General features: G+C 56.5%; 18 protein-coding genes. 5 read left to right on the top strand and 13 right to left on the bottom strand.

Annotation, left to right across the window (positions count from 1 at the left end; translation table 11 throughout):
• From ACQE3D_RS07465 to bamA, 8 genes are all read right to left on the bottom strand, one after another.
• A complete protein-coding gene (locus tag ACQE3D_RS07465; protein WP_064030318.1) occupies window positions 1-1,080 on the bottom strand; it encodes an AI-2E family transporter in 1,080 nt (359 codons plus the stop codon).
• A 9-nt stretch (window positions 1,081-1,089) separates the two neighbouring features.
• Window positions 1,090-1,725: a DedA family protein gene (locus tag ACQE3D_RS07460; protein WP_064030320.1), complete on the bottom strand. Its 636-nt coding sequence runs from the start codon at window positions 1,723-1,725 to the stop codon at window positions 1,090-1,092.
• Window positions 1,726-1,833: 108 nt separating this feature from the next.
• Window positions 1,834-5,322: a DNA polymerase III subunit alpha gene (gene dnaE / locus ACQE3D_RS07455; protein WP_427551455.1), complete on the bottom strand. Its 3,489-nt coding sequence runs from the start codon at window positions 5,320-5,322 to the stop codon at window positions 1,834-1,836.
• Window positions 5,323-5,327: 5 nt separating this feature from the next.
• On the bottom strand, window positions 5,328-5,921 hold the full coding sequence (gene rnhB / locus ACQE3D_RS07450) for a ribonuclease HII (RefSeq protein WP_427551454.1): 594 nt from the start codon (window positions 5,919-5,921) through the stop codon (window positions 5,328-5,330).
• On the bottom strand, window positions 5,896-6,666 hold the full coding sequence (lpxA, locus tag ACQE3D_RS07445; protein ID WP_064030326.1) for an acyl-ACP--UDP-N-acetylglucosamine O-acyltransferase: 771 nt from the start codon (window positions 6,664-6,666) through the stop codon (window positions 5,896-5,898). The genes rnhB and lpxA overlap by 26 nt, the downstream gene beginning before the upstream one ends.
• Window positions 6,667-6,669: 3 nt before the next feature.
• Window positions 6,670-7,116 (bottom strand): 3-hydroxyacyl-ACP dehydratase FabZ, encoded by a 447-nt coding sequence (gene fabZ / locus ACQE3D_RS07440; protein ID WP_064030328.1) that lies wholly within the window; start codon window positions 7,114-7,116, stop codon window positions 6,670-6,672.
• A 99-nt stretch (window positions 7,117-7,215) separates the two neighbouring features.
• On the bottom strand, window positions 7,216-7,716 hold the full coding sequence (locus ACQE3D_RS07435; RefSeq protein WP_082885606.1) for an OmpH family outer membrane protein: 501 nt from the start codon (window positions 7,714-7,716) through the stop codon (window positions 7,216-7,218).
• A gap of 78 nt (window positions 7,717-7,794) precedes the next feature.
• Complete coding sequence (gene bamA / locus ACQE3D_RS07430) at window positions 7,795-10,128, bottom strand: outer membrane protein assembly factor BamA (RefSeq protein ID WP_396642306.1); 2,334 nt, start codon at window positions 10,126-10,128, stop codon at window positions 7,795-7,797.
• A gap of 823 nt (window positions 10,129-10,951) precedes the next feature.
• On the opposite strand from bamA, the gene ACQE3D_RS07425 reads away from it, so the two are divergent.
• The 3 genes from ACQE3D_RS07425 (at window position 10,952) to ACQE3D_RS07415 (ending at window position 14,479) form a co-directional block, all read left to right on the top strand.
• Window positions 10,952-13,108 carry a hypothetical protein gene (locus tag ACQE3D_RS07425; protein WP_427551453.1) on the top strand — a complete coding sequence of 719 codons (2,157 nt, stop codon included), beginning with the start codon at window positions 10,952-10,954 and terminating at the stop codon, window positions 13,106-13,108.
• 194 nt (window positions 13,109-13,302) lie between these two features.
• A complete protein-coding gene (locus ACQE3D_RS07420; RefSeq protein WP_427551452.1) occupies window positions 13,303-13,782 on the top strand; it encodes a hypothetical protein in 480 nt (159 codons plus the stop codon).
• A gap of 4 nt (window positions 13,783-13,786) precedes the next feature.
• Window positions 13,787-14,479 (top strand): hypothetical protein, encoded by a 693-nt coding sequence (locus tag ACQE3D_RS07415; RefSeq protein ID WP_427551451.1) that lies wholly within the window; start codon window positions 13,787-13,789, stop codon window positions 14,477-14,479.
• 225 nt (window positions 14,480-14,704) lie between these two features.
• Here the strand turns inward: ACQE3D_RS07415 and ACQE3D_RS07410 are convergent, their stop codons facing one another.
• Both ACQE3D_RS07410 and ACQE3D_RS07405 read right to left on the bottom strand, forming a co-directional pair.
• The gene (locus tag ACQE3D_RS07410; RefSeq protein ID WP_427551450.1) at window positions 14,705-16,411 is read right to left on the bottom strand and encodes an AAA family ATPase; all 1,707 of its coding nucleotides are present in this window, start codon (window positions 16,409-16,411) and stop codon (window positions 14,705-14,707) included.
• 217 nt (window positions 16,412-16,628) lie between these two features.
• Entirely contained in the window at window positions 16,629-18,005 is a 1,377-nt protein-coding gene (locus ACQE3D_RS07405) for a (Fe-S)-binding protein (RefSeq protein ID WP_427551449.1), read from the bottom strand.
• Between the two features lie 339 nt (window positions 18,006-18,344).
• On the opposite strand from ACQE3D_RS07405, the gene ACQE3D_RS07400 reads away from it, so the two are divergent.
• The gene (locus ACQE3D_RS07400) at window positions 18,345-18,647 is read left to right on the top strand and encodes a DUF6156 family protein (protein ID WP_071157137.1); all 303 of its coding nucleotides are present in this window, start codon (window positions 18,345-18,347) and stop codon (window positions 18,645-18,647) included.
• Between the two features lie 19 nt (window positions 18,648-18,666).
• Here ACQE3D_RS07400 and ACQE3D_RS07395 read toward each other — a convergent pair whose 3' ends face one another.
• Entirely contained in the window at window positions 18,667-19,350 is a 684-nt protein-coding gene (locus ACQE3D_RS07395) for a response regulator (protein WP_427551448.1), read from the bottom strand.
• Complete coding sequence (locus ACQE3D_RS07390) at window positions 19,347-20,699, bottom strand: histidine kinase (RefSeq protein WP_427551447.1); 1,353 nt, start codon at window positions 20,697-20,699, stop codon at window positions 19,347-19,349. Before ACQE3D_RS07390 ends, ACQE3D_RS07395 begins: the two co-directional genes overlap by 4 nt.
• A gap of 329 nt (window positions 20,700-21,028) precedes the next feature.
• Here ACQE3D_RS07390 and ACQE3D_RS07385 point away from each other — a divergent pair, with 329 nt between their 5' ends.
• A complete protein-coding gene (locus ACQE3D_RS07385; RefSeq protein WP_427551446.1) occupies window positions 21,029-21,562 on the top strand; it encodes a DUF2380 domain-containing protein in 534 nt (177 codons plus the stop codon).
• A 427-nt stretch (window positions 21,563-21,989) separates the two neighbouring features.
• On the opposite strand, the gene ACQE3D_RS07380 is transcribed toward ACQE3D_RS07385, so the two are convergent.
• Window positions 21,990-23,462, bottom strand: a complete 1,473-nt coding sequence (locus tag ACQE3D_RS07380; protein ID WP_427551445.1) for a flagellar hook-length control protein FliK — start codon at window positions 23,460-23,462, stop codon at window positions 21,990-21,992.
• Between the last annotated feature and the right edge of the window lie 23 nt (window positions 23,463-23,485).

Genomic DNA, 23,485 nt, shown 5'->3' with positions numbered 1-23,485 from the left:
TCAACCCTTGCTGTAAAAACCGCTGAAGGTGTAACGCTCGTGCAAATGCCGCAGCAAGACCATGATCACAGAAGCCACCGGCAAGGCCAGCAACACGCCCAGAAAGCCAAACAAACGGCCACCGGCCATCACCGCGAACATCACCGCGACCGGGTGTAAGCCGATCTTGTTACCGACCAACCAGGGCGTCAACACCATGCCCTCCAAGCTCTGCCCCACCGCGAATACCATCAGCACGGGTAATAAATGTACCGCGTCTTGAAATTGCAGCAGCGCGGCAATGCAGGAAAACACAATGCCGACCAAAGCCCCCATGTAAGGAATGAAACTGATCAAACCGGCCGTCATACCGATCACCAGCGCCAATTCCAAATCGACCAGCCATAAACCGATGCTGTAAATGCCGCCCAGGGCCAACATCACGTAAAACTGGCCGCGCAAGAAGGCGCCGAGGACATCGTCGGCCTCGGCGGCCAGCGCGCCGACCGTAGCGGCGTAACGTCGCGGAAACAGATCGTGAACGCGCTCGACCAACACATCCCAGTCGCGCAACAAATAAAAGGTGATGACCGGTATCAGCACCAGATTCATCAACCAGCCGATGATCACCGCACCGGAGTGCGATACCGACTGCATGAAGTTTTCGAATACCCCGCCGCCGTCCTGCCACTGGTTTTTGATCAAGGTGCTCAGCTGCTCGATATGCAAGGGCCGGACGCCGCGGCCCAAATATTTTTGCAGCACCGGAATCACGGTACGATTCAGCCAGTTCAAATAGGCCGGCAGTTTGTCGATGAACTCGCCGATTTGGTATTCCAAGGCCGGGATGACCACGATCAGCAGCGCGGCGATCGCCAGCGAAATGCCGGAAAACACCAGAACCACCGCAACCGTGCGACTCAAGCTTCGTCCTTTAAAGTCCAGCGCTTCCAATCTGTCAACCAGCGGGTCGCCAAGATAAGCCAGCACTGCCGCCACCGCGAACGGCATCAGCACCGGCGACAGCAAGTAAATCAATGCGGAAGCACCAATCAGAAAAGCCAGCACTAACCATTTTTGCGAATCGCTGAGATCTCCCATCGTCCTCTCCTATTCGGCGGGTTGCCGCCGGGCTTTCCAGACTTCGATGACGATAGGTAGAATTGAAATCACGATGATGGCCAGGATCGCCAGTTCGAAGTTTTTCTTGACGACCGGAATATTGCCGAAAAAATAGCCGGCGAAGACGCAAATCAGTACCCACGCCAAGCCGCCGATCAGATTAAACAGCAAGAAGTCCCGATAGCGCATTCGACCGATACCGGCCACAAACGGCGCGAAGGTGCGAACGATGGGTACAAAGCGCGCCAACACAATCGTTTTACCGCCGTAGGTATCGTAAAAAGCTTGGGCCTTCAACAAATGCTGGTGGTTGACCCAACTCAGCGTAAAGGCTTTTTGACCGATGCTCCGTCCTATCCAATAATTAACGGTATCGCCCAGCACCGCCGCCAGCGCCAACAGGCTCAACAAGGTCGGCATCTCGAAAGACTCCAGCGCCGCGAACGCGCCGGCCGCGAACAACAAGGAATCGCCGGGCAGGAACGGCATCACGACAAAACCGGTTTCGATAAAGATCACCGCAAACAAAATCGCGTAAGTCAAAGTGCCGTACTCGCCGATCAAATCGGCCAAGTGTTTATCGATATGCAGCAATACGTCGAGCAAGAAATGCAGCCAATCCATGTTCAATCCGTTAAGTTGATGAAGTCGGCTCATTATAGCCCGGAGCGACCGGCCGCCGCCGAATTCGCGCCGAAGCGCCCGGCGTGCCAAGCAAGACCGCCTAACGGCTCAATACCTAACCGACACGTTCTCGTTGGACAACAAACGGCGCAAGCGAATCAACAGCTCATCGGCCGGCCGGACCCGCCACTCTTCGCCAAGTTGCAACGCTGCCTTGTCGCGGGCGGTGCGATAGTCGATCTGGACCGGGCAATTGCCGCCGCGAAACGGCGCCAGGATGTCCTGCAAACGCGCCGGCCAATCGCCGCTCAAACTGCGGTTGGCGGTGTCTATCGTCAATTGAATACCGCGTGAAAACAGCTCGCGGGCTTCCTCGATGCCGTAAAGTTTCTCAGCGGTCATCCGCAAACCGTTGGTAAAGTCGTCCATCGCCAACGAGCCTTCGGCGACCAAAATCGTGTCCTTGCTGAGCAGATTGCGGTATTTGTCGAAGATGCCGCTGAACGCGGCGACTTCCAAACGGCCGGTGCGGTCGTCCAGCGTCGCGAAGCCCATCATCTTGCCCTGCTTGGTCTGACGGGTACGCATTTCCACAATCAAGCCGGCGACGCGGGCTTCCATCTTGCCGCGCGCCCGGCCGGCATCGACTTCCAAGCTGCCCAGCGTACCGTGGGTGATGTGTTTGAGCTCCGGCAGATATTCGGCGATCGGATGGCCGGACAGGAACAAACCCAGGGTTTGCTTCTCGGCTTCCAGTTTTTCTTTTTCGGTCCACGGTTCGACGGCGGTGGAATAGGCGTCGGCCTCGTTATCGCTTTCCTCGACTTCGACGCCCAAGCCGAACAAGTCGTTTTGGCCGGCCAGCGCCATTTTGCCATGTTGCTCGGCCACTCTGAGCGCGGTGGTCAGTTCGGCCATGTGAGCGGCACGGTTCGGGTCGATGGTATCCAAGGCGCCGGCCTTGATCAGCGCTTCCAGCACTCGTCGGTTGACCTTGCGCAGATCGACGCGCTTGCATAAATCGTACAAACCCGAATACGGCCCGTTGGCGTTGCGCTCCTTCAGTAAATCCTCGATCGCGTTTTCACCGACACCCTTGATCGCGCCGATGCCGTAGACGATCTGGCCCTGGTCGTTGACCGTGAAGCGAAAATCGGACAGATTGACGTCGGGTGGCCGGATTTGCAATTTCATCTCCCGGCATTCCTCGATCAACACCACCACCTTGTCGGTGTTGTCCATATCGGAGGACATCACCGCCGCCATGAAGGCCGCCGGATAATGCGCCTTCAGCCAAGCTGTCTGGTAAGCAACCAATGCATAAGCCGCCGAGTGCGACTTGTTGAAACCGTAGCCGGCGAATTTCTCCATCAAGTCGAACACGTAGGTGGCGATGCCCGCGTCGATCTGGTTGGCGACCGCACCAGACATGAACTTCTCCCGTTCCTTGGCCATTTCCTCGGGCTTCTTCTTACCCATCGCCCGCCGCAGCATGTCGGCGCCGCCCAGCGTGTAGCTCGCTAGTTCGCGGGCGATCTGCATCACCTGTTCCTGATAGAGAATGACGCCGTTGGTCGGCTTCAGGATAGGTTCCAGCAGCGGATGGGCGTATTCGGCCTTGGCGCCGTGCTTGACGTTGATGTAGTCGTCGACCATCCCCGACTCCAGCGGACCGGGCCGGAACAGCGCCACCAACGCAATGATGTCGTCGAAGCAGTCGGGTTTAAGCTTTTTGATCAGCGCCTTCATGCCGCTGGATTCGAGCTGGAACACCGCCGTAGTCTGGGCCTTCTTCAGCAGTTCGTAGCTGGGCAGGTCGTCGCGCGGAATTTGGGCAATGTCCACCGGCGGCTCGCCCTTCGCGGCGCGCTGGCGGTTAATCGTTTCCAGCGCCCAGGCTATGATGGTCAGGGTCCGCAGCCCCAAAAAGTCGAACTTGACCAGGCCGACCGCCTCGACGTCGTCCTTGTCGAACTGGGTCACCAAGTTGCCGCCGCCCTGCTCGCAATACAGTGGCGAAAAGTCCGTCAGTTTGGTCGGCGAGATCACCACGCCGCCGGCGTGCTTGCCGGCGTTGCGCGAGATGCCCTCCAGCGCGCGGGCCATGTCGATCAACTGCTTGACCTCTTCCTCGGCCTCGTACAAGTCCTTGAGTTCCGGGCTTTCCTTCAAGGCCTTGTCCAGCGTCATGCCGATTTCGAACGGAATCAGCTTGGCCAGCCTATCGACGAAGCCGTAGGCATGGCCCATCACCCGGCCCACGTCGCGAATCACCGCCTTGGCCGCCATCGAACCGTAGGTGATGATCTGCGACACGTGGTCGCGGCCGTAATGACGCGCCACGTAGTCGATCACTTCGTCACGGCGTTCCATGCAAAAGTCGATATCGAAGTCGGGCATCGACACCCGTTCCGGATTCAAGAAGCGCTCGAACAACAAGTCGAATTCGATAGGATCGAGGTCGGTGATCTTCAATGCATAAGCCACCAACGAACCGGCGCCCGAACCCCGGCCCGGCCCGACCGGAATGTCGTTATTCTTGGCCCACTGGATGAAGTCGGCGACGATCATGAAGTAGCCGGGAAAACCCATCTGCACGATCACGCTCAATTCGGTTTCCAGCCGCTCGTCGTAGACCTTGCGATTGTCCTCGAACGAGCCATTGCCGACCGGCGCGTGCTGCTGCAAGCGTTCTTCCAATCCCTCGCGCGACGCCTGCTTGAAATAATCGGCCAGCGTCATCCCCTCGGGGACTTCGAAATCGGGCAGGAAATTTTCGCCCAAGCGCAACTCGACATTGCAACGCTTGGCGATTTCGACGCTGTTTTGCAAGGCTTCCGGCAAGTCGGCGAACAGCGCCAGCATTTCCTCGGCGCTGCGCAAATATTGCTGCTCGGTGTAATCCTTCGGCCGGCGGCTGTCGTCCAAAACCCGACCTTGATGGATGCAGACCCGCACTTCGTGAGCGTCGAAATCGCTCCGATTCAAAAAGCGCACATCGTTGGTCGCGACGACCGGCAAGTCCAATTCGGCGGCCAAATCCGCCGCCAGCTTGATGTAACGCTCCTCGTCCGGTTTGCCGACGCGCTGGACTTCTAGGTAAAAACTGTCCGGGAACAAACCGGCCCAGAATTCGGCGCAAGCCTTAGCCAGGGCAAAATTTTCCGACAACAGGGCCGCGCCAACATCGCCCTGCATTGCGCCGGACAAGGCGATCAGACCTTCGTGGTTTTCGGCTATCCAGGCTTTTTGCAGCATCGGAATGCCTTGATGCTGGCCTTCCTGGTAACCCCTCGACACCAGTTCGGTCAAGGTCACATAACCCCGTTGATTGCGAGCCAACAAAGTCAGGCGGCGCGGCGCGGCCGGTTCGTCGTCGTTGTAAATCAGCACATCGGCGCCGGCGATCGGCTTGATGCCGGCGCCTTGCGCGGCTTTGTAGAATTTGACCAACGAGAACAGATTGCTCTGCTCGGTAATCGCCGCCGCTGGCATATTGAATTCGCCGAGCTTTTTGACCAGCGGCTTGATGCGGACGATACCGTCAACCAGTGAGAATTCGGTGTGGATGCGGAGGTGGACGAAGCGGGGATTCATCGCGGTCAACCCAGGAATTTTTTGACCGGCGCGTAGGAGCGGCGATGTTGCGGCGATACGCCCAATTCCGCCAATGCGCTCAGATGGGTTTTGGTCGGATAACCTTTGTGAACGGCAAATTGGTAACCGGGATAGAGTCTATCCAGCACGTCCATTTCCGTGTCGCGCGCGACCTTAGCCAGGATGGACGCGGCGGAAATTTCGGCGACCAAGGCGTCGCCGCCGACCACCGCTTCGCCGGGGCAAGCTATGCCGGGCAACCGGTTGCCGTCGACCATGATGTAATCGGGTTTGATCGCCAATTGGCTGAAGGCTCTGCGCATCGCGACAAAGGTGGCTTGCAAGATGTTGATGCGGTCGATTTCACTGGCTTCGGCGCGGCCGACCGCCCAAGCCAAGGCCTTAACCTTGATTTCGTCGGCCAACGCGGCACGGCGTTTTTCGCTGAGTTTTTTGGAATCGTTCAAACCGGCAATCGGCTTGGCCGGATCGAGGATCACCGCCGCCGCGACCACCGGACCGACGAGACAGCCTCGCCCCACTTCGTCGATGCCGGCGATCAGGCGTGAAGGATTAACGGAGGATGCCGCGGGTGACATTGCGCAAGAAACTGACCATATTGGAAAGTTCGTTGCTTTCGCCGGCCATGCCTTCCATCTCTTCGATGGCGTCTTCCAGGCGCAAGTTGTTCTTGTACAAGATTTTGTAGGCCTGACGAATCTGGCGTATCACTTCCGGCGATTTACCGTTGCGTTCCATGCCGACCGAATTGATGCCGTGCGGCCGGGTTGGCCGGCCGCCAACCATCACGAACGGAGGAATGTCCTGAGTAATCGCGCTACCCATCGCCGAGAAGCTGTACTCGCCGATCTGGGTGAATTGATGGACCAGCGTAAAACCGCCCAAAATGGCATGATCGCCAATGTGCACGTGGCCGGCGATCGATGCGCCGTTCGCCATGATCACGTGGTCGCCAATCTCGCAATCGTGAGCCACATGGGTATAGGCCATGAACAGATTATCGCTGCCGATCAACGTCAAGCCTTTATCCTGCAGCGTGCCGCGATGCATCGTGCAGAATTCGCGGATCACGTTGCGGTCGCCGATTTCCAACCGAGTCACTTCGTCGGCGTACTTTTTGTCTTGCGGGTCTTCGCCTATCGACGAGAATTGGTAAATCTTGTTGTCGCGGCCGATCGCGGTTGGACCTCGAATAACCACGTGCGGCCCGATTTCGGTGCCGGCGTCGATTTGCACTTCGGGACCGATGACGCTGAACGGACCGACCGAAACGTCTTCGGCCAATTCGGCCTTGGGATGGACTACCGCTCTGGAATCTATCATGACTTAGCTCGTCGCGACCGCGCACATGATTTGTGCGCCGGCCGCCAGTTCGCCATCGACTTCGGCGCGGCAGTCGAAAGACCATAGATGGCGTTTGTGTTTCAGATAGGTCACTTCCAGGCGCAACTGGTCGCCGGGCACGACCTGCTTTTTGAAGCGGGCGTTGTCGATGCCGGCCAAGAAGAAAGTGGTATTGCCCTGCCCCAATTTGTCGTCGCTTTTCGCGGTCAGTAGCGCGGTAGCTTGCGCCAGCGCTTCCAGGATCAGCACGCCGGGCATGATGGGTTGCGCCGGAAAATGACCTTGGAAAAACGGCTCGTTGAAACTGACGTTTTTAATACCGACCAATTTCGCGCCGGGTTCGCACTCGACGACTCTATCGACCAACAAAAAGGGATAACGGTGCGGGAGAAGTGCCTGAATTTGCAATATGTCTAGCGTACCTGTCATGATGGTCCGGAGTCGGTGGAGGTAAACGAAAAAGGGAGCCAGCCGGCGGGCCGTCTCCCTCGCTTTGAAGTCGGCGTTTCCGACGGAAACGCTCTTGAATTATTGCGACAGCGTTTCGAGCTTTTGTTGTACCCGCGCGGTGACGTCGATTTGGTCGTTGGCGTAAATGACGCCGTCGGTCAGCAGCAGGTCGAACGACTCTTCCTTGGCTAACGCTCTTACTGCTTCGACGATACGTTTTTGCAGGTTACCCAGTTCTTCGTTGCGGCGCATATTGAAGTCTTCGCTGAACTCTTGCTGAGCTCTGGCCGCATCGCGTTTTTTATCCAAAATGTCTTTTTCCAAACGGTGGCGTTCTTCTTCCCCCATCACAGCGGAATCCCTGCCGAGTTTGTCTTCCAAGGTTTTGATTTCTTTTTGCTGAGAAACCAAAGCTTTATCCCGAGGCGAAAATTCGGTTTCCAAACGCGTTTTTGCTTTCGCTGCCTGCGGGGCCTTCTCCAATACTTTTGCCACGTTGACGAAACCGATCTTCAGTTCCGCGTGACTAACGCCAGCAAACGCCATCAGCGTTAAGAATAAAGCAATACTTTTTTTCATGGTAATAACCATCTCCGGTTAAATTGTGTTAAGACAGAACGCAAGCCCGATTATAGGGTAAAACTGCCTTGAACTGAACTAAAATCCCGAGCCGAACGTGAACTGGAAGGCCTGAGTTCTATCTCCAGACTCGGAATTGAGCGGTTGAGCCACGCTGACCGCCAACGCGCCGAACGGCGACAGCCATTCCCCGGACAAGCCCACCGAATAGCGGAAATATTTGCGCAAATCGCCGGTGCTCAAGCCCGGCGACAAGGTACCGGCATCGACGAACGAGCCGATCCGTACCGACTTGACGTCGCTCAAAAACGGAATCGGGAAAAACAATTCGGCCTTACCGATCAGCTTGGTCGCGCCGCCGATCGGACGATTGGTGTAGGCATTCGAGTTGAGCGTAGTCGCGTCGATCACGCCCAGCGTATTCTGCATGAAGCCGCGCACGTCGCCGGTACCGCCGGCGAAATAGTTTTCGAAGAACGGCAAACCGTCCGTGCTGCCGTAGCCGCCACCGTGAGCCACCTCGCCCAATAAGCGGAACGTGAAATCGTTGGATAGCGGAAAGTAGTGTTGGTGCTTATAGCCGACCTTGTAATACTCGAGATCGCTGCCCGGTATCGTCGCCAACGCCGAAATCCGCTGCTGGCCGCCGCTATGCGCGAAGGTAGCCCGATCCAACGTGTCGTGGGTCCAACCGGCCGACGTGGACAAACTGGTAAAGCTTTTCGAGCGAATTTGACCGCTGGTATATTTGGTAAAGCCGAGAAACTTCAGAATGGTATCGGACGAATAAGCGGTATTTTCGATTTCGGTCCGTTTCAATTCCAGGTCGAAACCCACCCTGTCGAATTCGTTTAGCGGAATGCCGAAGTTGACGCCGGCATTGGTGATCGTCGTGTTATACGCGGCCAAGTTGGCGGCATAAGCGTTACGCGAGGTATAGCCCAAATTGTAACCGAGCGACACGCCGTCCAGCGTGTAGTAAGGATCGGTGAAACCCAAGTTGTAACGGGTCAAGATGCTACTGTTGTTGAACGCGAAATCCAGCCGCTTACCGGTACCGAAGATGTTGTCCTGGGACACATTGGCGTTGAAAATGATGCCTTGCACCTGCGAGTAACCGATACCGGCCTGCAAGTTACCGGAGGCTTTTTCCTTAACCGTGTAATTGACGTCGATCTGGTCGGCCACGCCGGTCACCGGCGGCGTTTCCACGCCGACTTCCTCGAAATAGCCCAAGCGGTCCAGACGAGTCTTGGTGCGCTCGATCTTACTGCTAGCCGCCCAACTGGACTCCATTTGCCGGGCCTCGCGACGGATCACTTCGTCGCGGGTCTTGGTGTTGCCCTTCACGTTAATCCGCCTGACGTAAACCCGTTTACCCGGATCGACGAAAAAAGTCATCGCCACCGTTTTGGATTGCTCGTTGATTTCCGGCACCATATTGACGTTGGCGAAGGTATAACCTTCGTCGCCCAACCGGTCGGAAATCGCCTTCGAGGTCTCGGTGGCGTTTTTACGAGAGAAAATTTCCCCAGGCCCGACCCTGACCAGTTTGATCAAGTCCTCGGGCGGCACGATCAACTCGCCGGACAATTTGACCTTTTCCAGCGTATACACCTCGCCTTCCTTGACGTTGATCGTAATGTAGATTTCCTTCTTATCGGCGGTGATATCGACCTGGGTCGATTCGATCGAAAAATTGATGTAGCCGCGATCCAGATAATACGAACGCAGCTTTTCCAAATCGGCCGATAACTTTTGCTTGGAATACTGGTCATCCTTGGAATAAAAAGATAGAAAATTGGTGGTACTGAGTTCGAATTCCTTGCGTAAGGCGTCACTGGCGAAGGTTTTATTGCCGACAATGTTGATCTGCTTGATCTTGGCCACCCGGCCCTCGGAAATCTCGATGCGTATGCCGACCCGGTTGCGAGTCAGATCGGTGACCTCGGTCTTGATCTTCAAGCCGTATTTACCGTGGCTGAAATATTGGCGGCGCATCTCCTGCTCGACCTTGTCCAACACTTGTTTGTTGTAGACCTTGCCTTCCGCCAGACCGATTTTCTTCAAGGCTTCGGTCAAGTCTTCCTTCTTGATGTCCTTGTTGCCTTCGATGACGATCTTGGCGACCGACGGCCGTTCGACCACGGTCACGATCAAGGTATTGCCGTCGCGCTCCAGCGTGATGTCCTTGAAAAAACCGGTATTAAACAAGGAGCGGATCGCCGAGGCTTGTTTTTCGTCGGTGAAGGTTTCGCCAACCGATACCGGCAGATAGTTGTATACCGTACCCGCCGAAATCCGTTGCAATCCCTTGACCTGGATGTCATCAACTACGAAGCTGCCGGCGTGGGCCAATTTGCCGGCCAAGGCACTCAGCAACAGTATTTGAAATAGCGGATTTTTCTTCACGCACTCAACCAAGATGTATAAATGGCGGCGATTGTAACACGCGTGCCCACCATTCTAGTGCGTTGAAAAGTAAATCATCGTTAATGCTGGCCGGGATTTTGCTTTACCTTTGAATTTCAAACGTAAACATCAACATTGCGAAATCCAACACAAAAAACAGCAGATAACAGCTTGATTTTATTTACGACGTCGTTGCTTTAACTCCAGCCCAAACGCAAACTGTCAATTCGACAGTCAAATGCGTTCCAAATCGTCTTAACAGCTTGTCCGACACCGATAAATCCGGGTTGTAAGGATCAAAACGATCTTTGATATCAACCCGTACCATGCATCCAGCGGTTATGCAAGGATTTACACCCCTGACAATCAAAAGAACGGCGAGTGAGCGGCATTAACCGCGACCGATAGCGTTCCAACGCGGCATATCCGCGCTTTGCCCTACGACTGCCATTGTAACGAGACGCCAAGCGGGAATGTTGCACGACCGCATCCCAATCAAGCGCGGCACGACGCCCGAGTATGACATTGGCGACTTGTCAATTTGTTGATCCAATCGTTCGCCCTGAGCTTAATCCCTGTTTTGCTTGGACTACCGCGAGCAAGTCTTTTAGCGTTCGGAAAATTGCTTAGGTTTGACTCGTCGACAATCGCTTGAATCGTTCCTTTGCCTCAGCTGTAGACTTTTGCCAGAGCTTGCTCGTTGAACTCATCTGCATACCGTCGATGCACTCTTCAGCCATGGCCGTCATCGATTTGTAACAGATTGCTAATAAAATCACCCTAGAACATCCACTAGACCAACAACCCCCCCCTGCCCGCGGATTTGCGGCACAACTCCAATAGTAACCGTATCGTGAAAACATTAACTAAGAACACCATCCAGTTACTTTATTTCTTGGCGCTGGCCACTCCGGCTTTTGCAGGTAATTTTGAAGACGGGGTCGCTGCCGCGGCTCGGAACGATTATGTCGCTGCGTTAACGTTGTGGACTCCTCTGGCGGAATCCGGCGACAAACGAGCACAACACAATTTGGGCGTCATGAATCAAATGGGTTTGGGCGTTATCCAGAGTTACCAAAAAGCCTTGCACTGGTACCGTCAGGCCGCGGAGCAAAACTATCCGGATTCGCAAAATAACATCGGCGTGTTTTACGACAAGGGACTTGGCGTCGCAAGTGATCTAAAGCAAGCGGCGCATTGGTATCGCTTGGCGGCGGAACATGGCTTTACTGAAGCCATGATGTCTTTGGCGACCATGTTCGATCAAGGTCGAGGGGTGGAACAAGATTATACAGAAGCTCGCCGCTGGTATGCCAGCGCGGCCGATCGAGGCCATCTGGGTGCCACCGCCAATCTGGGGATACTATTTCAGTTGGGGCGAGGTTTGAATCCCGATCGGCAAGAAGCCGCTCGTCTATTTCGAATTGCCGCCTCGCGCGGCCATAAAGAATCTCAATATAACCTCGGTATTTTATTACGGGACGGCAATCAACTTGACGAAGGTGTGCGTTGGTTGCGGATGTCCGCCAACCAAGGTTTAGCGCAAGCCCAAACCGATTTGGGAGCGCTCTATTATTTTGGGAAAGGCGTAAAACAAAGTTTTTCCGAAGCCGAAGCCTTATTTCGTTCGGCTGCCGAGCAAGGTTACACGGCGGCGCAACAGAATTTAGGCACCATGTATTTTGAAGGCAAAGGGGTAAATCAAGATTATGTCGAAGCTCGTAAATGGTACCTCAAAGCCGCCGTACTACCTGACTCACAGGCCGCGCTGGGCGTGATTTACGAACAGGGGAAAGGCATCGCAATCGATCCCAAACAGGCTGCGGACTGGTATCGCAAAGCGGCCGACCAGGGTTTAGCCAAAGCGCAAAACAATTTGGGAAACTGTTACAGAATTGGCGCAGGCGTGCCGATGGATGTTGAAGAAGCCGTCAAATGGTACCGTCTGGCCGCCGAGCAAAACCACAAGATGGCGCAAGCAAGTTTGGGCTTGCTGCACCTGGAAGGCAACGGCGTTCCCCGTAGCGAAATCGAAGCCGCGCGTTGGCTCGAACTCGCCGCAAAGCAAGATTTTGCCGATGCCCAGTATCGCCTGGGTTTGTTATTGCGCGATGGCGTGGAAATCAAACAAGACCTTTCGCGAGCGGTAAAGTGGATAAGGGCCGCCGCTGAACAAGGGCACGCTTCCGCCCAAGAAGACTTAGGCTCGATGTATCGAGCCGGTTTAGGCGTCCCAATCGATACGAAGGAGTCCGAAAAATGGTATGCCATGGCGGAAAAACAACGCGCCAACGGCGGCGTTTTCCAGCTCGCTCCGATCGAAAAAGTCATCGTACATTCCAAGAATGGTGATGAAGTCCAGACGAACTGGAAAGGGCCGTTTCCCGCCAGTAGTTCCCAGGTTTTAATCGAAGCTAAAAACGGCAAAACCGGCTTAATTTACGAGATTTTTCAACTGGATTGGTTGATTGAGCAAGCCAACGCTGGTGACTCGGAGGCTGAATATCGGTTATCTCGCTATTTCTGGTCCAAGGATCAACAGGCCGCATTCAAATGGGCAAAAACCGCCGCCGATCACGGCAATCTAAAAGCCCGGTTTTTATTGGGCATGATGTATTTAGAGGGACGTGGCACCGATAAAGACGAGAGCAAAGCCGTGACCTATCTCACTGCCGCGGCGGAACAAGGCAATGCATTCGCGCAATACAACCTTGGGCTAATGTATGCGCAAGGTATAGGTGTGGAAACCATGGATGTAGAGCAAGCGATTCGATGGACAACGTCGGCGGCGAAACAAGGTTATGAACCTGCGGTCCAACAATTGTTGCTGTTGCAAAACGGTAGATTCACCGATGTACCTACAAGGTACCGAATCGAGTTTGCCGAAGATGGCGATTCCAATGACTTCAAAATCAAAAAAGACCGTAATTATTTCCCGGACATTGATCCCAATATCCAACAACGCGACCTCCCGATATGACAATTTATCGCCCTGAAACACAGCGGCAAACGCAGATACGATATTGGCTTACCTTAATATTCAGCGGCCTACTCTCCGCTTGCAGTGCTCCTCCAACCAAGGCGCCCGCTCCAACCGCTCTTGATTCGGATGTCGTCGCCATGCCCAGTATCGGTAACGCCGTATCTCGCCAATCGGTAGCGGGAGTGAAACCGATGACTGCATCCGAGTTAGTTGCTTGCGCCCAACGTATTATTAAAGCCAAGGAAGATTCAGTGGCCTTGCAAAAGGAAAATGTCAAACTCGCGGCTGAAAAAACGGAATTGTACGAACAAACTCAAGCGTTGGATGAGCTACGCGGACGTATACAAGCCGACAGCATCAAGGCCGTGAACGATTTCAACCGACGCATCCAAATAAATCACGATGATATCAAAACATATAACGCAGCCGTCAACGCCTATAACGACAAGGCAAACGCCCTGAACCTACTGAATGGAAAATACAACACCGAATGCGGGAATCGATCCTACAGACAATCCGATTACGCTAATCTAAAGCCAGACTTGAAAGCGGCAATTGATTCCAAGTCCGAGTTTTCCGATATCCCGCTTATCGAGGAGGATAGTAACGCTGTAAGTGCTCCCGCGAGAAACTCGGGACAATTTCATATTCCCGCCCGCTCAACACGCTAACCTGTTGATCGCTTTGGGATATTCTTACTTAATCTTTGCGATTGCGGTCTTGATCCTGTCAGCGTGTACCCAGTTGCAACCGGCCCGTGTTAGTGATCGTCTAGGCATCGTCAAATTGACCGTCCCCGGCCACTGGTATGACGATACGTCGCAATACCTTGCCGAGTTAAATAGAATCTCTGCAAACCATCCGCCGGACAGCGGAATCCAGTCGTTGCTAATGCTGAAACGGCGCGACCATCTTGCTGATTGTAAGTTTCGAGAGCTACGCTACACCTCCAATGAAGTCGGATACGCTTGGGATTTTGCCAAACTGGCGTCTGAGATTGCTTACGTCAGAAATCGAGTCCTGATGGGTTACGGTATCAATCACTATCTGGAATACGGCCTATCGGTTCCTTGCTGCGATTCCAAACGTTCCGACCGGGCGATACGAATTGCTTTCGAGGCTATTAAACTGAATGGCCAATACAACGGCTGGCAAACCACGCACAAACATTGGTTCAGCAAGGATACGGCTGATAGATCAGCGGCATTAACTATTACCGCGATAATCGGTTCGAACCAAGCCAAGAACAATTCGCCGAAATTTTCTATAGCGGCCGAATGTGCCGTGGACGCCGGGAATGAGGCCCTTCTTGAATCCGTAGAACAAGATGTGTGGGCTCTTCTTCATACAATGTCGTTAAATCAGTAAATTCTGCTCGATACACGCAACCACGGCGGCCGAAGGTCTCATACCCAAGCATTCGGCTCGAATCATAGGATTACCGCCGCGAGAAAACTCGATACATTCAAGAGTCAGCCGAGATACAAACCTAAGTTTCTAAGCCGACTCGGGCTTGGACCACGCCACCGGCGACCGCTAGGTCTCCGATCTGTTTCGCCGATGGCGTTTCGGGCCAGTGTCCTGTTCAGCGTTTCAAGCCGCCTCCCCCACCAACTCCAAGCCCCTAAACACCGAGCAGCGAATAAATACATCCAAGGTCGGCGCCAGTTGTTTTTGCATGCAGAACTTGGCGACCAGTTTGGTCAGACCCTTGATATCGCGGCCGGAGGCGCCGGGAAACAAGTCCACCAGTTTCTCGATCAGTTCGTCAGAGATCGGCAGCGAGAACTGTTCGGTCATCACCTTCCAGATTTTGCGGCGGTCGGCGCTGTTCGGCGAGTGGTAGCGAATCATCGCGATGCAACGGGAGATGATGGCTTCGTCGATGTCGTCGACCCGGTTGGTGGTCAGAAACAACAGGCCGTTGAAGTATTCCAGCACCCGCAGGAACACGCCGACCACGGCATTGGAGGCCAGGTTGTCGGCGCGCTTCTTAATGTACACATCGGCCTCGTCGATCAGCATCACCGCGCCCCAGCGCTGGGCGCGGATCAGGGTTTCCTTCAGGGTTTTCTCCATTTCGGCGACGTTCAAGCCGAGCTGGCCGGAATGCACCCGGTACAGCGGCCGCTTGATGATTTCCGAATACACCTCGGCGGTCAGGGTCTTGCCGACCCCGGCCGGCCCGGCGCACAGCACCGTGGTACCGCCGGATTTGCCTTCGACGATGTCGTCCATCAGCATGTCCATTTCGGCGGTCAAGATGTCGATCAGATCGGTTTGCTCCGGCGGCAGGATCAACTTTTGTTTCAGTTCCGGCTGGTAGACGTAGGGCTGCATATCGTCGACATGGACCCAGACGTGGTGGTGCAACTCCAGATGAAACAGCAGGATGTAGCCGTGTACCGGCAGTTCGGTGAACAAGCCCTTGCCGACCTCGGCCTTGGCTTGCTCCATCTGGCTCTCGGTCTTGCTGTCGTAGCGCATGCTTTTGCCGGCCTTGCGCAAATAGGTGCCGAAGATGTCGCCGGAGGCTTCCAGCGTCAGCACCCGGTCGCTGAGGATATTTTCGTCGTTGACCAGCCGGCACGCGCCGCCGCCGGACGACAGCACCACGGTATTTTTGCGGGTCCAGTCGTTGCTGCGGTGGCTGGCGGTCGGGTCTTCGGCGTAGATGCCGGTACCCCAACCGGAGAATTGCTCGCCGTAGCGGCCGCGCCAATCGAAATAGCGGGCAGCTGCGTCATCGTAACTGGCCGTCAACTCGGCGGTCTCCTTCAAATAACCCTTGCCGGCAAAGATTTCGGGAATGGTTTTGTGGTCCAGATCCTTGCCGCGGATAACCAGGGTTTCGATGGCGATCTTGCCCTTGCTGTTGGCTTTTAATTCAATCAGGATGCGCCCGGCTTCTTCCTCGCCCGGCGGCGTGTAATCGACGCGGGTAACTAAATAAGCCAGGGTTCGGCCGCCATGCTCGACGTGAAACAACCAGCCGTGAATCGCGCCGTCCAACAAGTAGCTCGCGATGTCCGGCAGCAGTTTTTCCAGATCGTCCGGTCCGTAGCGGCGGTGATCGTCGGTTAAGGCTTGCCGCAACGCCGTCAGCAGCGCGGCCTGTTGCTGATAACTCTCGCCTTGTTGGGCGTAAATGCCGGCCAACGTTTCCATCTCGACGCCGCTGAGTTGATCGTAAAACACCTGGGCTTTATTGCCGAAACGCAGTTGCTCGTTCAAGCCGGTCAGGCGCGGGTGAGCGGTCAACAGTTGCTGAAGATGCGGTTTATCTATGGACAGTTTCATCGAACGATTCCTTATCAAAGCGGCGAAAAACAAAATGGGTTAGCGAGCGTGGACTCGCGGTCGAGGCAAAATCAACGCTGGTTACTCTGAACACCGGTGAGCGAGACATCTCTGTGTCGGAAGGTCTTCGATCGCGGTTAAAGCCGCGCTTACACCCACCTTTTTCAATCTCCCGAACGCAAGCTCTTTCACAAACATTAGCCGGCTTCTGCTCCACTCAACCGGTGCTAGCCTCTCCGTCCGGTTGGGGTAACGCCAAACACAGCAATTCGGCCAAATGCAGCGGCTTGGCGAAGCCGCCGCCAACAATTTGTTCGCGGCAGGAAAATCCGCTGCCGACCAATAGCGCATCGGGCTCTGCGCGTAGCGCCGGGAACAAGGCCAGTTCGGCCATCGCCTGGGCATCGTCGTAATGTTCGGCTTCGACGCCGAAGTTACCGGCCATGCCGCAACAGGACGACTCGATCAGTTCGAACGACAAGCCGGGAATTTGCTTCAAAATTTTGCGGACCGACTTGATCGAGCCGACCGCTTTCTGGTGGCAATGACCGTGCAGCAGCACCCGCGATTGACTCGGGATCGCTTGAAAAACCAGATTCCAGCGCTTGGCGCTTTGCTCGCGGACGATAAACTCTTCCAGCAGCACGACTTTTTCGGCCAGTTTGCCGGCCGATTCGCCCAAATCCAGTTTCAGATATTCGTCGCGTAAACTCAGAATGCAGGATGGTTCCAGACCGACGATGGCGCGGCCGACGTCGATATGCTCGCTCAACGCGGCCAGCATCCGGCGAGCCTCGGCGCGAGCTTGGTCGAGCATGCCGTTGGAAAAATAGGTGCGCCCGCAACATAGTGGCCGCTGGTCTTTGTCGGTGGGGGACGGTGCCGCGACATGGACGTGGTAGCCGGCCGCCGTTAGCAAATTTTTTGCCGCCTCGGCCGAGGCCGGGTTGAAGTAGTAATTGAAGGTGTCGACCAGCAGTACAACTTGCCGATCACTCAGATCCGGGTGCAGAACCAAACTGGATTGTCGCGGGACTTGGAACGGACGCTCGGCCGGCAGCGGCAATTCCGCCTTGGCGCTGATGCCCAACACCGATTGCGCCAGTTTGGCCAGCAGCGGCGAACGGTTACGCCACGCGATCAACCGACGCAGCACCGGCCACTTCAGTAATTTGGGCAGATGCCCCCACAATTGGCGGCGCAACGGCAGGCCGCGCCGGGCCGCTTGCTGAGCCAGGAATTCGGCCTTGATCGCCGCCATGTCCACTTCGTTTTCGCATTCGCGCCTGCAACCCTTGCAGGCCACGCACAGATCCATCGCGGCGACCAAGGCCGGATCGAACAGCGCTTCCGCGTCATCGGCATTCAGCGCGGCTTTCAGCAACTTAACCCGTCCGCCCGGCGACAAATCCGGATTGCCGCTAACCCGAAAGCTCGGGCACATCACGCCCTTGTCGGCCTGCTGCTGGCATTGCTTGCTGCCGATGCAAACCGCGATCGCCTTGGCAAAATCGGCACCGTGCTTGGGGATGTCGGCGTAGGCATCGCCCATGCCGGCATTGCGGTAGGACGACCAGTCCAATAACAACTTCATAAATGCTGAACGAGTGAAAACCAGCATCAAGCAAAAACGAAGCCACCCTGCTCCGCCGGCCGAAATCGCTGGTTAGCGGCGAACGCAACGCGGCTGGGCCAGCGCCGATTGTCGCAAAACCGACAATCAATGGCCGGCGCGAACGATTTACCACAGACTTTACGGGCTTAATCCGGCGAGAACCGTTGGAATAGCGACAACTCAACGATCAAGCCCTTGGCGTAAGCGCGGTTTCACCCGCCAACCCGGCTCAGCGCGTGGACTCGTCTATGCGCCGGATTAATTTCGGCACAAAACTTGCGGAAATTAGGCTTTCAAAAAATAACGAGGAAACCCACCGTGGAATTGGAAAACTGCGCCTGTCGCTATTTCATCAGCTACAGCGGCGTCAAGCTGCCGCTGAAACTGGTTAACGAACTGCCCGACGCAAGCCATCTGGAAAACCGCAACACCTACTTTCGCGGCTTTTTCGACGGCGACGAACGGCTATTGCTGCTGGAAAAACTGGTTTACGGCGACGTAGAACTGCGCCATCAATATAGCTATCACGGTAACGGCACGTTGAGCCAAGCGGAAATCACCGACGTGGACGGTGAGATCACGGTACTGAGCTTCGACGAAGCCGGTCAAGCGCTAGACTGATCGCACCGGGCCAAATCCGCTAGGTGTCGCGTTCCGGTTCGTTGGGATCGGTCAACTCCAGCAAATCGACGACATTGAGCTTGATCGCCAGCCGGGTCAGCTCGATGTCGCTGCCGACGCCCAATTTACGCTTGATCAGGTAATGGCTATTGCAAACGGTCTTGACGCTGATATTGAGCAGTTTCGCGATCTGTGCCGGCGTTCGCGCCGCGACCAATAAACGCAAAATTTCGAATTCGCGCGGTGTCAAGACTTCCAAGGCCCAGCCCTCGCCGCCAAGTTTTTCCATCGCCAACGCTTGGGCCACGGTGCCGCTGAGGACGTGACGGCCCCGCCGCACATCGCGGATGGCTTGCAACAGCGTTTCCGGGTCCTCGTTTTTACCGATATAGCCCAACGCGCCGGCCCGACAGGCCTGCCAAGCGAACGCCGGATTCTGATGCATGCTGAATACCAGGATTTTGGCGCGGGCATCGCGCTGGCGAATCCGGCCGATCAATTCCAAGCCGCTTTGGCCGGGCAAGCTCCAATCGGTGACGACCACGTCGGGGGCGACGTCCCGGAATAAGCCGTAAGCCGTCGCCGCATCGCCGGCTTCGGCCACCAACAACATATCGGGCTGCTTGGCCAGCAAGGCGCGATACCCCTCGCGAACGATGGCGTGATCATCGACCAGCAGGATGCGAATCGCCGCGCCGTTCATTCGACCGCCTGTTCCGGCAAGGGCAGACTGACCCGCACCCGCAGTCCGTGCGGTTGGCGCACGACCAACTCGAACCGACCGCCCAGCGCGGTCACCCGCTCGCGCATGCCTACCAAGCCAATGCCAGGGCCGTCCGCAAACGGTAGGCCTTCGGCACATCCGTCGTCGCTAATCGTCAATTCGGCGCGCTCGGCGATCGTCAAGCAAATCTCGGCCAGACCGGCGCCCGAATGCTTGGCGATATTGTTGATCCCCTCCTGCACCAAGCGGTAAATCGCAGTGGCGGCGTCCGCCGACAAAAGCCGGCAGTCGCCGTCTATTTTTAGCGCGTAGCGGGTGTGGTTGGCCACCGGCCGCTGCCAGGACCGTACCAAGGCAGCCAGCGCGGCCGCCAACCCCAGCTCGTCCAATTCCGCCGGCCGCAGTCGGGTCGTCAAGCCGCGCAATCCGTCATGTAACCCCCGTGTGTAGCGAGCAATCCGTTCGGTTTCGGCCAACAATTCCGGACAGTCGCGACGAGCGGTTTGGGCGATCGCCGCATTGACCGCGTTAATCGCGGCCAGGGCTTGGCCGAAATCGTCGTGCAGTTCGCGGGCCAGATGACGGCGCTCGTCCTCCTGCACTTGCAGCAAGCGCGCCGCCAAGCGCTGGCGCTCGCTCAGCAAACGTTGCTGACTGTCCGCCAAGCGGTTGATCGCCGCGCCAATCAAGCGCCATTCCAACAAGGCGTATTCCGGCAAGCGATAGTCCAGCTCGCCGCGCGCCAGTCTCGCCAAACCGGCCGCCACGTCACCGGCCGGCTGCAACGCCCGGCCAACCGCCAGATAGACCAGTCCGGAAATCGTCAGCACCGTCAGCGCCGACAATTCGGCCAGATCGGTCAAGGTCGCCCAAGCACGCGCCACGGTCAACTCCGCGCCTGCTTCTACAACCACCGTGCCTTTCGAGGCGCTGTTTAAACCAACATCGCGACGGCCGACCGGCTCCGCGCCGAAACCGTGCCGGTACAGCACGTCGAACCAGACCGGCCAAGGCGCCGCCGCCAACGCTGCACCGGTGCAGACATGGCGCATCACGCGGCCGTCCGGTGCTTCAAAGCCGACGCACAAGCCCGGCACGCGGCTGGTTTGCTTCCACAACTCGAAATCCGGAAACCCGGCTGCCGACGGATAGCCTGAACGCTCCATCAATAATTGGTAATCCAGTTGGCGAGCCAGCGAATCGGCGCTCGCGACGACTAACGCATTGACTTGCTTGGCACTGCGTTGCAACGCGTAATACGACATCGCGGACAAGCAGAGTACCGCCGCGACGGCGATGCGGGATAACAAATGCCACTTCAAATTCATCGAGCATGCCTGGAAAAACGGATGGCCTCATTGTAAGCAGCCCGTCCCGAGCTGCCTAGCAAGTACCGCCCGGCGGGCAAATTGCCCGAATCGGCCGGGCAAATCTCGGCTGATCCGCTGGGCCGGGCGGCGTAATCTGGCACCACCTTCGCGAAAGACGATCGCCTCCTCGCTGGCGGCGGTAGCCAAATCGTCCGGTGGGTGGAAATAGAGGCCGGTAGCGCTGCCGCCGATGTCGGCACGCCGCCAATCGCGGCTAGAGCTGCTGCCGAATCGCCGATTTTCATGCCCGAGGGTCAACCGAAGTAATTGATCACTAGGAGATAATCATGACTAAAACATTGCTGAAACCGCTATTGGTTCTAGTCGGGTTGATCGCCGGCCCAGCCCCGGCCGCGCCGCGCATCGCGATCCCCGCTTTCGAGCTAAACGACATTACCTCGCTGCCGAATACGCCGCAAGAAAAACAGCGTACCGCGTCGATGGCGCCGCTGTTGATCGCCGCACTGTCCCACGACCGCGCTTACCTCGGCGAACGCGTCGCGGACGCGGCCTTGACCTCGGCGAACGCCGGCTTCGGCTATTTATTCCACCATCCGGATCTGGCCGCCGATCTGGGCAAGGCTCAAGGCGCGGACTGGATCGTCGTCGCCCAACACAGCAAACCCAGCTTTTTGGTGTCCTATCTTTGGGCATATCTGGTCGATACTCGCAACCGGCAAATTCTGGCCCGCTACGACATCGAACTGAAAGGCAACCACTCCAGCGTCACCGAGCACGCGATTGCCGCGCTGGCGCGCAAAATCCAGCAGAGCTTGGCCGGATCAGGAAACGCGCCGGTTTCTTTCCCAGCGAATCGATAAGCAAAATGCTGGGGGCGCCCCGAATGGGTCCGCGCGGACTGACCGATTCGCGGTCCAATGGTGGGTACTCTGAAAGCCACCGGACGGCCGCCACCCAAACCGGTGTCGGAACGCTGTCAATCAAGGCAAAAGCCGCTCCACCACAGACTTTCATTTCTCGGGGCGGTGCAGCACTTTCATGATCGTTAGGTAGCAAATTAGAAAGTGAGACGTCCCTGCTCGCGGGCCGGCTCGGGAATCTGAGTGGCCCCAGGAGGTTACCGAACCGGCTTAGTTCTACCTTATCAGACTCTTGGTAGTGCTCGTCATTTCGGCAGGGATTGCCGAAATCCAGACCCCACGGACCGATCGAAGCTTGCCATCCATGGCACTGGATGCCCGCTTCCCGGCGAGCATGACAGCGTTGCTTTATTCTGACAAAGTAGAATTAGGCAAACAAACTCAGCAAGCCGTTACTGGCAATCGCCCGCCCGGTCTCGATTTCGTCGATGACCGGGTCGGCAACCGACACCTCCTGCCCAGAGGCTTGACCCTGCCGCCCACGCTGTTGGTCGCCCGCCATTTGAAAACCCTCGCGGCCCGAGCGTTGCTCGGACTGTTGCTGCGACACGTTGACATCGGCCAGATTCAAGTTTTGACCGCCCAGCATCTCCCTGAGCTTGGGAATCGCCGCCTCGATCGCCTCCTTGACCACCGCGTGCTGGGTGGTAAACGTGACGTTGGCCTGATCTTGATTGACATCGATCTTGATCGAAATCGGTCCTAAATGTTCGGGATTCAAGCGAATTTCCGCCGACGGTACCGCCTGATTGTGCATCCACAACAATTTCTGACCGAGCTCGGCATTCCATTCTGGGTGGTTGACCGGCCGTCCAATCACAGTGGCTTCAGGCTGCGGGCCTGCATTGGCCGCGACTCTATTCAATTGGCCCACATCCGCCGCGACCCGCGACCAGCGACTGTCAGCGCTATCGCCACTTTCGGCGGACACTTTAACGGCGGACAGACCGCTGTCGGACGACGGTTGCTGGGGCGCTTGCTCGTTGTTGCCGGTCTGCCCGCCGGCGTTACCGGTCGAGGTTTCAGTGCCCGCGGTGGAACCGATGCTGGTCGCCGCCGAGGCCGTCAAATTCTTGGCGTCGTCACCGGTCAAGTTTGCCAGCAACGCATCCCGGCCGGCCGCGGTTTGCAATTTGGCGGGCTGGCGTTCCTGACCTATCGCCGAAGCGGTTTGCAAGGCGTTGGCCACTTGCTCATCCGTCTGGGCGGAAACCGTCGCGGCGGTCTGGGTAGAAACCTCCGCCGAGGTTTGAGAACCAAGCTCCGCCATCTTGGACGCCGGCACCTTGGTAACGCCAGCGGCGTCCAGTGCGGCTTGTAACTGCTCGGTCAAGTTACGGATCTCGGAATCGTGGCTTTGCTCGGTAGACGTGTCGATCTCGGCGACCGGCGTTGCTTGAGCGGCTTCCGGCGCAGCGGCCTCAAGGCTTTGCAACGATCGCAGCACCTCGGCCAAAGCCTGCAAGGTGTCGTCCAGATCGATTTCGGATTTGGCCGAATCCGCTCCGCCGGCTTGACCGACCGTGGTAGCCGGCAAGCGTTTGCCGAATAACGCGGCAAAGTTTTGCAGGGTTTGCCCGTCGATCACCTGGCCTTCGCTGCCCGAAACTTGGCTCGGCAACGACAAATCGCCAGCGGTGCTTGCGCCGCCGGATGTCATGGCCTGCTGCAAGGCCGTCAACTGCCGCATCAGCGTATCGGAAAACCCGGCCGCACCGCCTTCGCCGGAAAATAAACCGTTCAAACCGTTCAAACCGTTCAAACCGTTCAAACCGTTCAAACCGGCGGCATTTTCGGTGCCGGCCAACAACGAAACCAAATTGAAACCTTGAATATTCATGGCGCCACTCCTCGGACTATATC

This window comes from Methylomonas sp. MS20, from assembly GCF_050275925.1.
GTDB lineage: Bacteria > Pseudomonadota > Gammaproteobacteria > Methylococcales > Methylomonadaceae > Methylomonas > Methylomonas koyamae_A.
The sequence above is the reverse complement of the archived record's forward strand: the minus strand, read 5'-3'. Positions and strand labels throughout refer to the sequence as shown.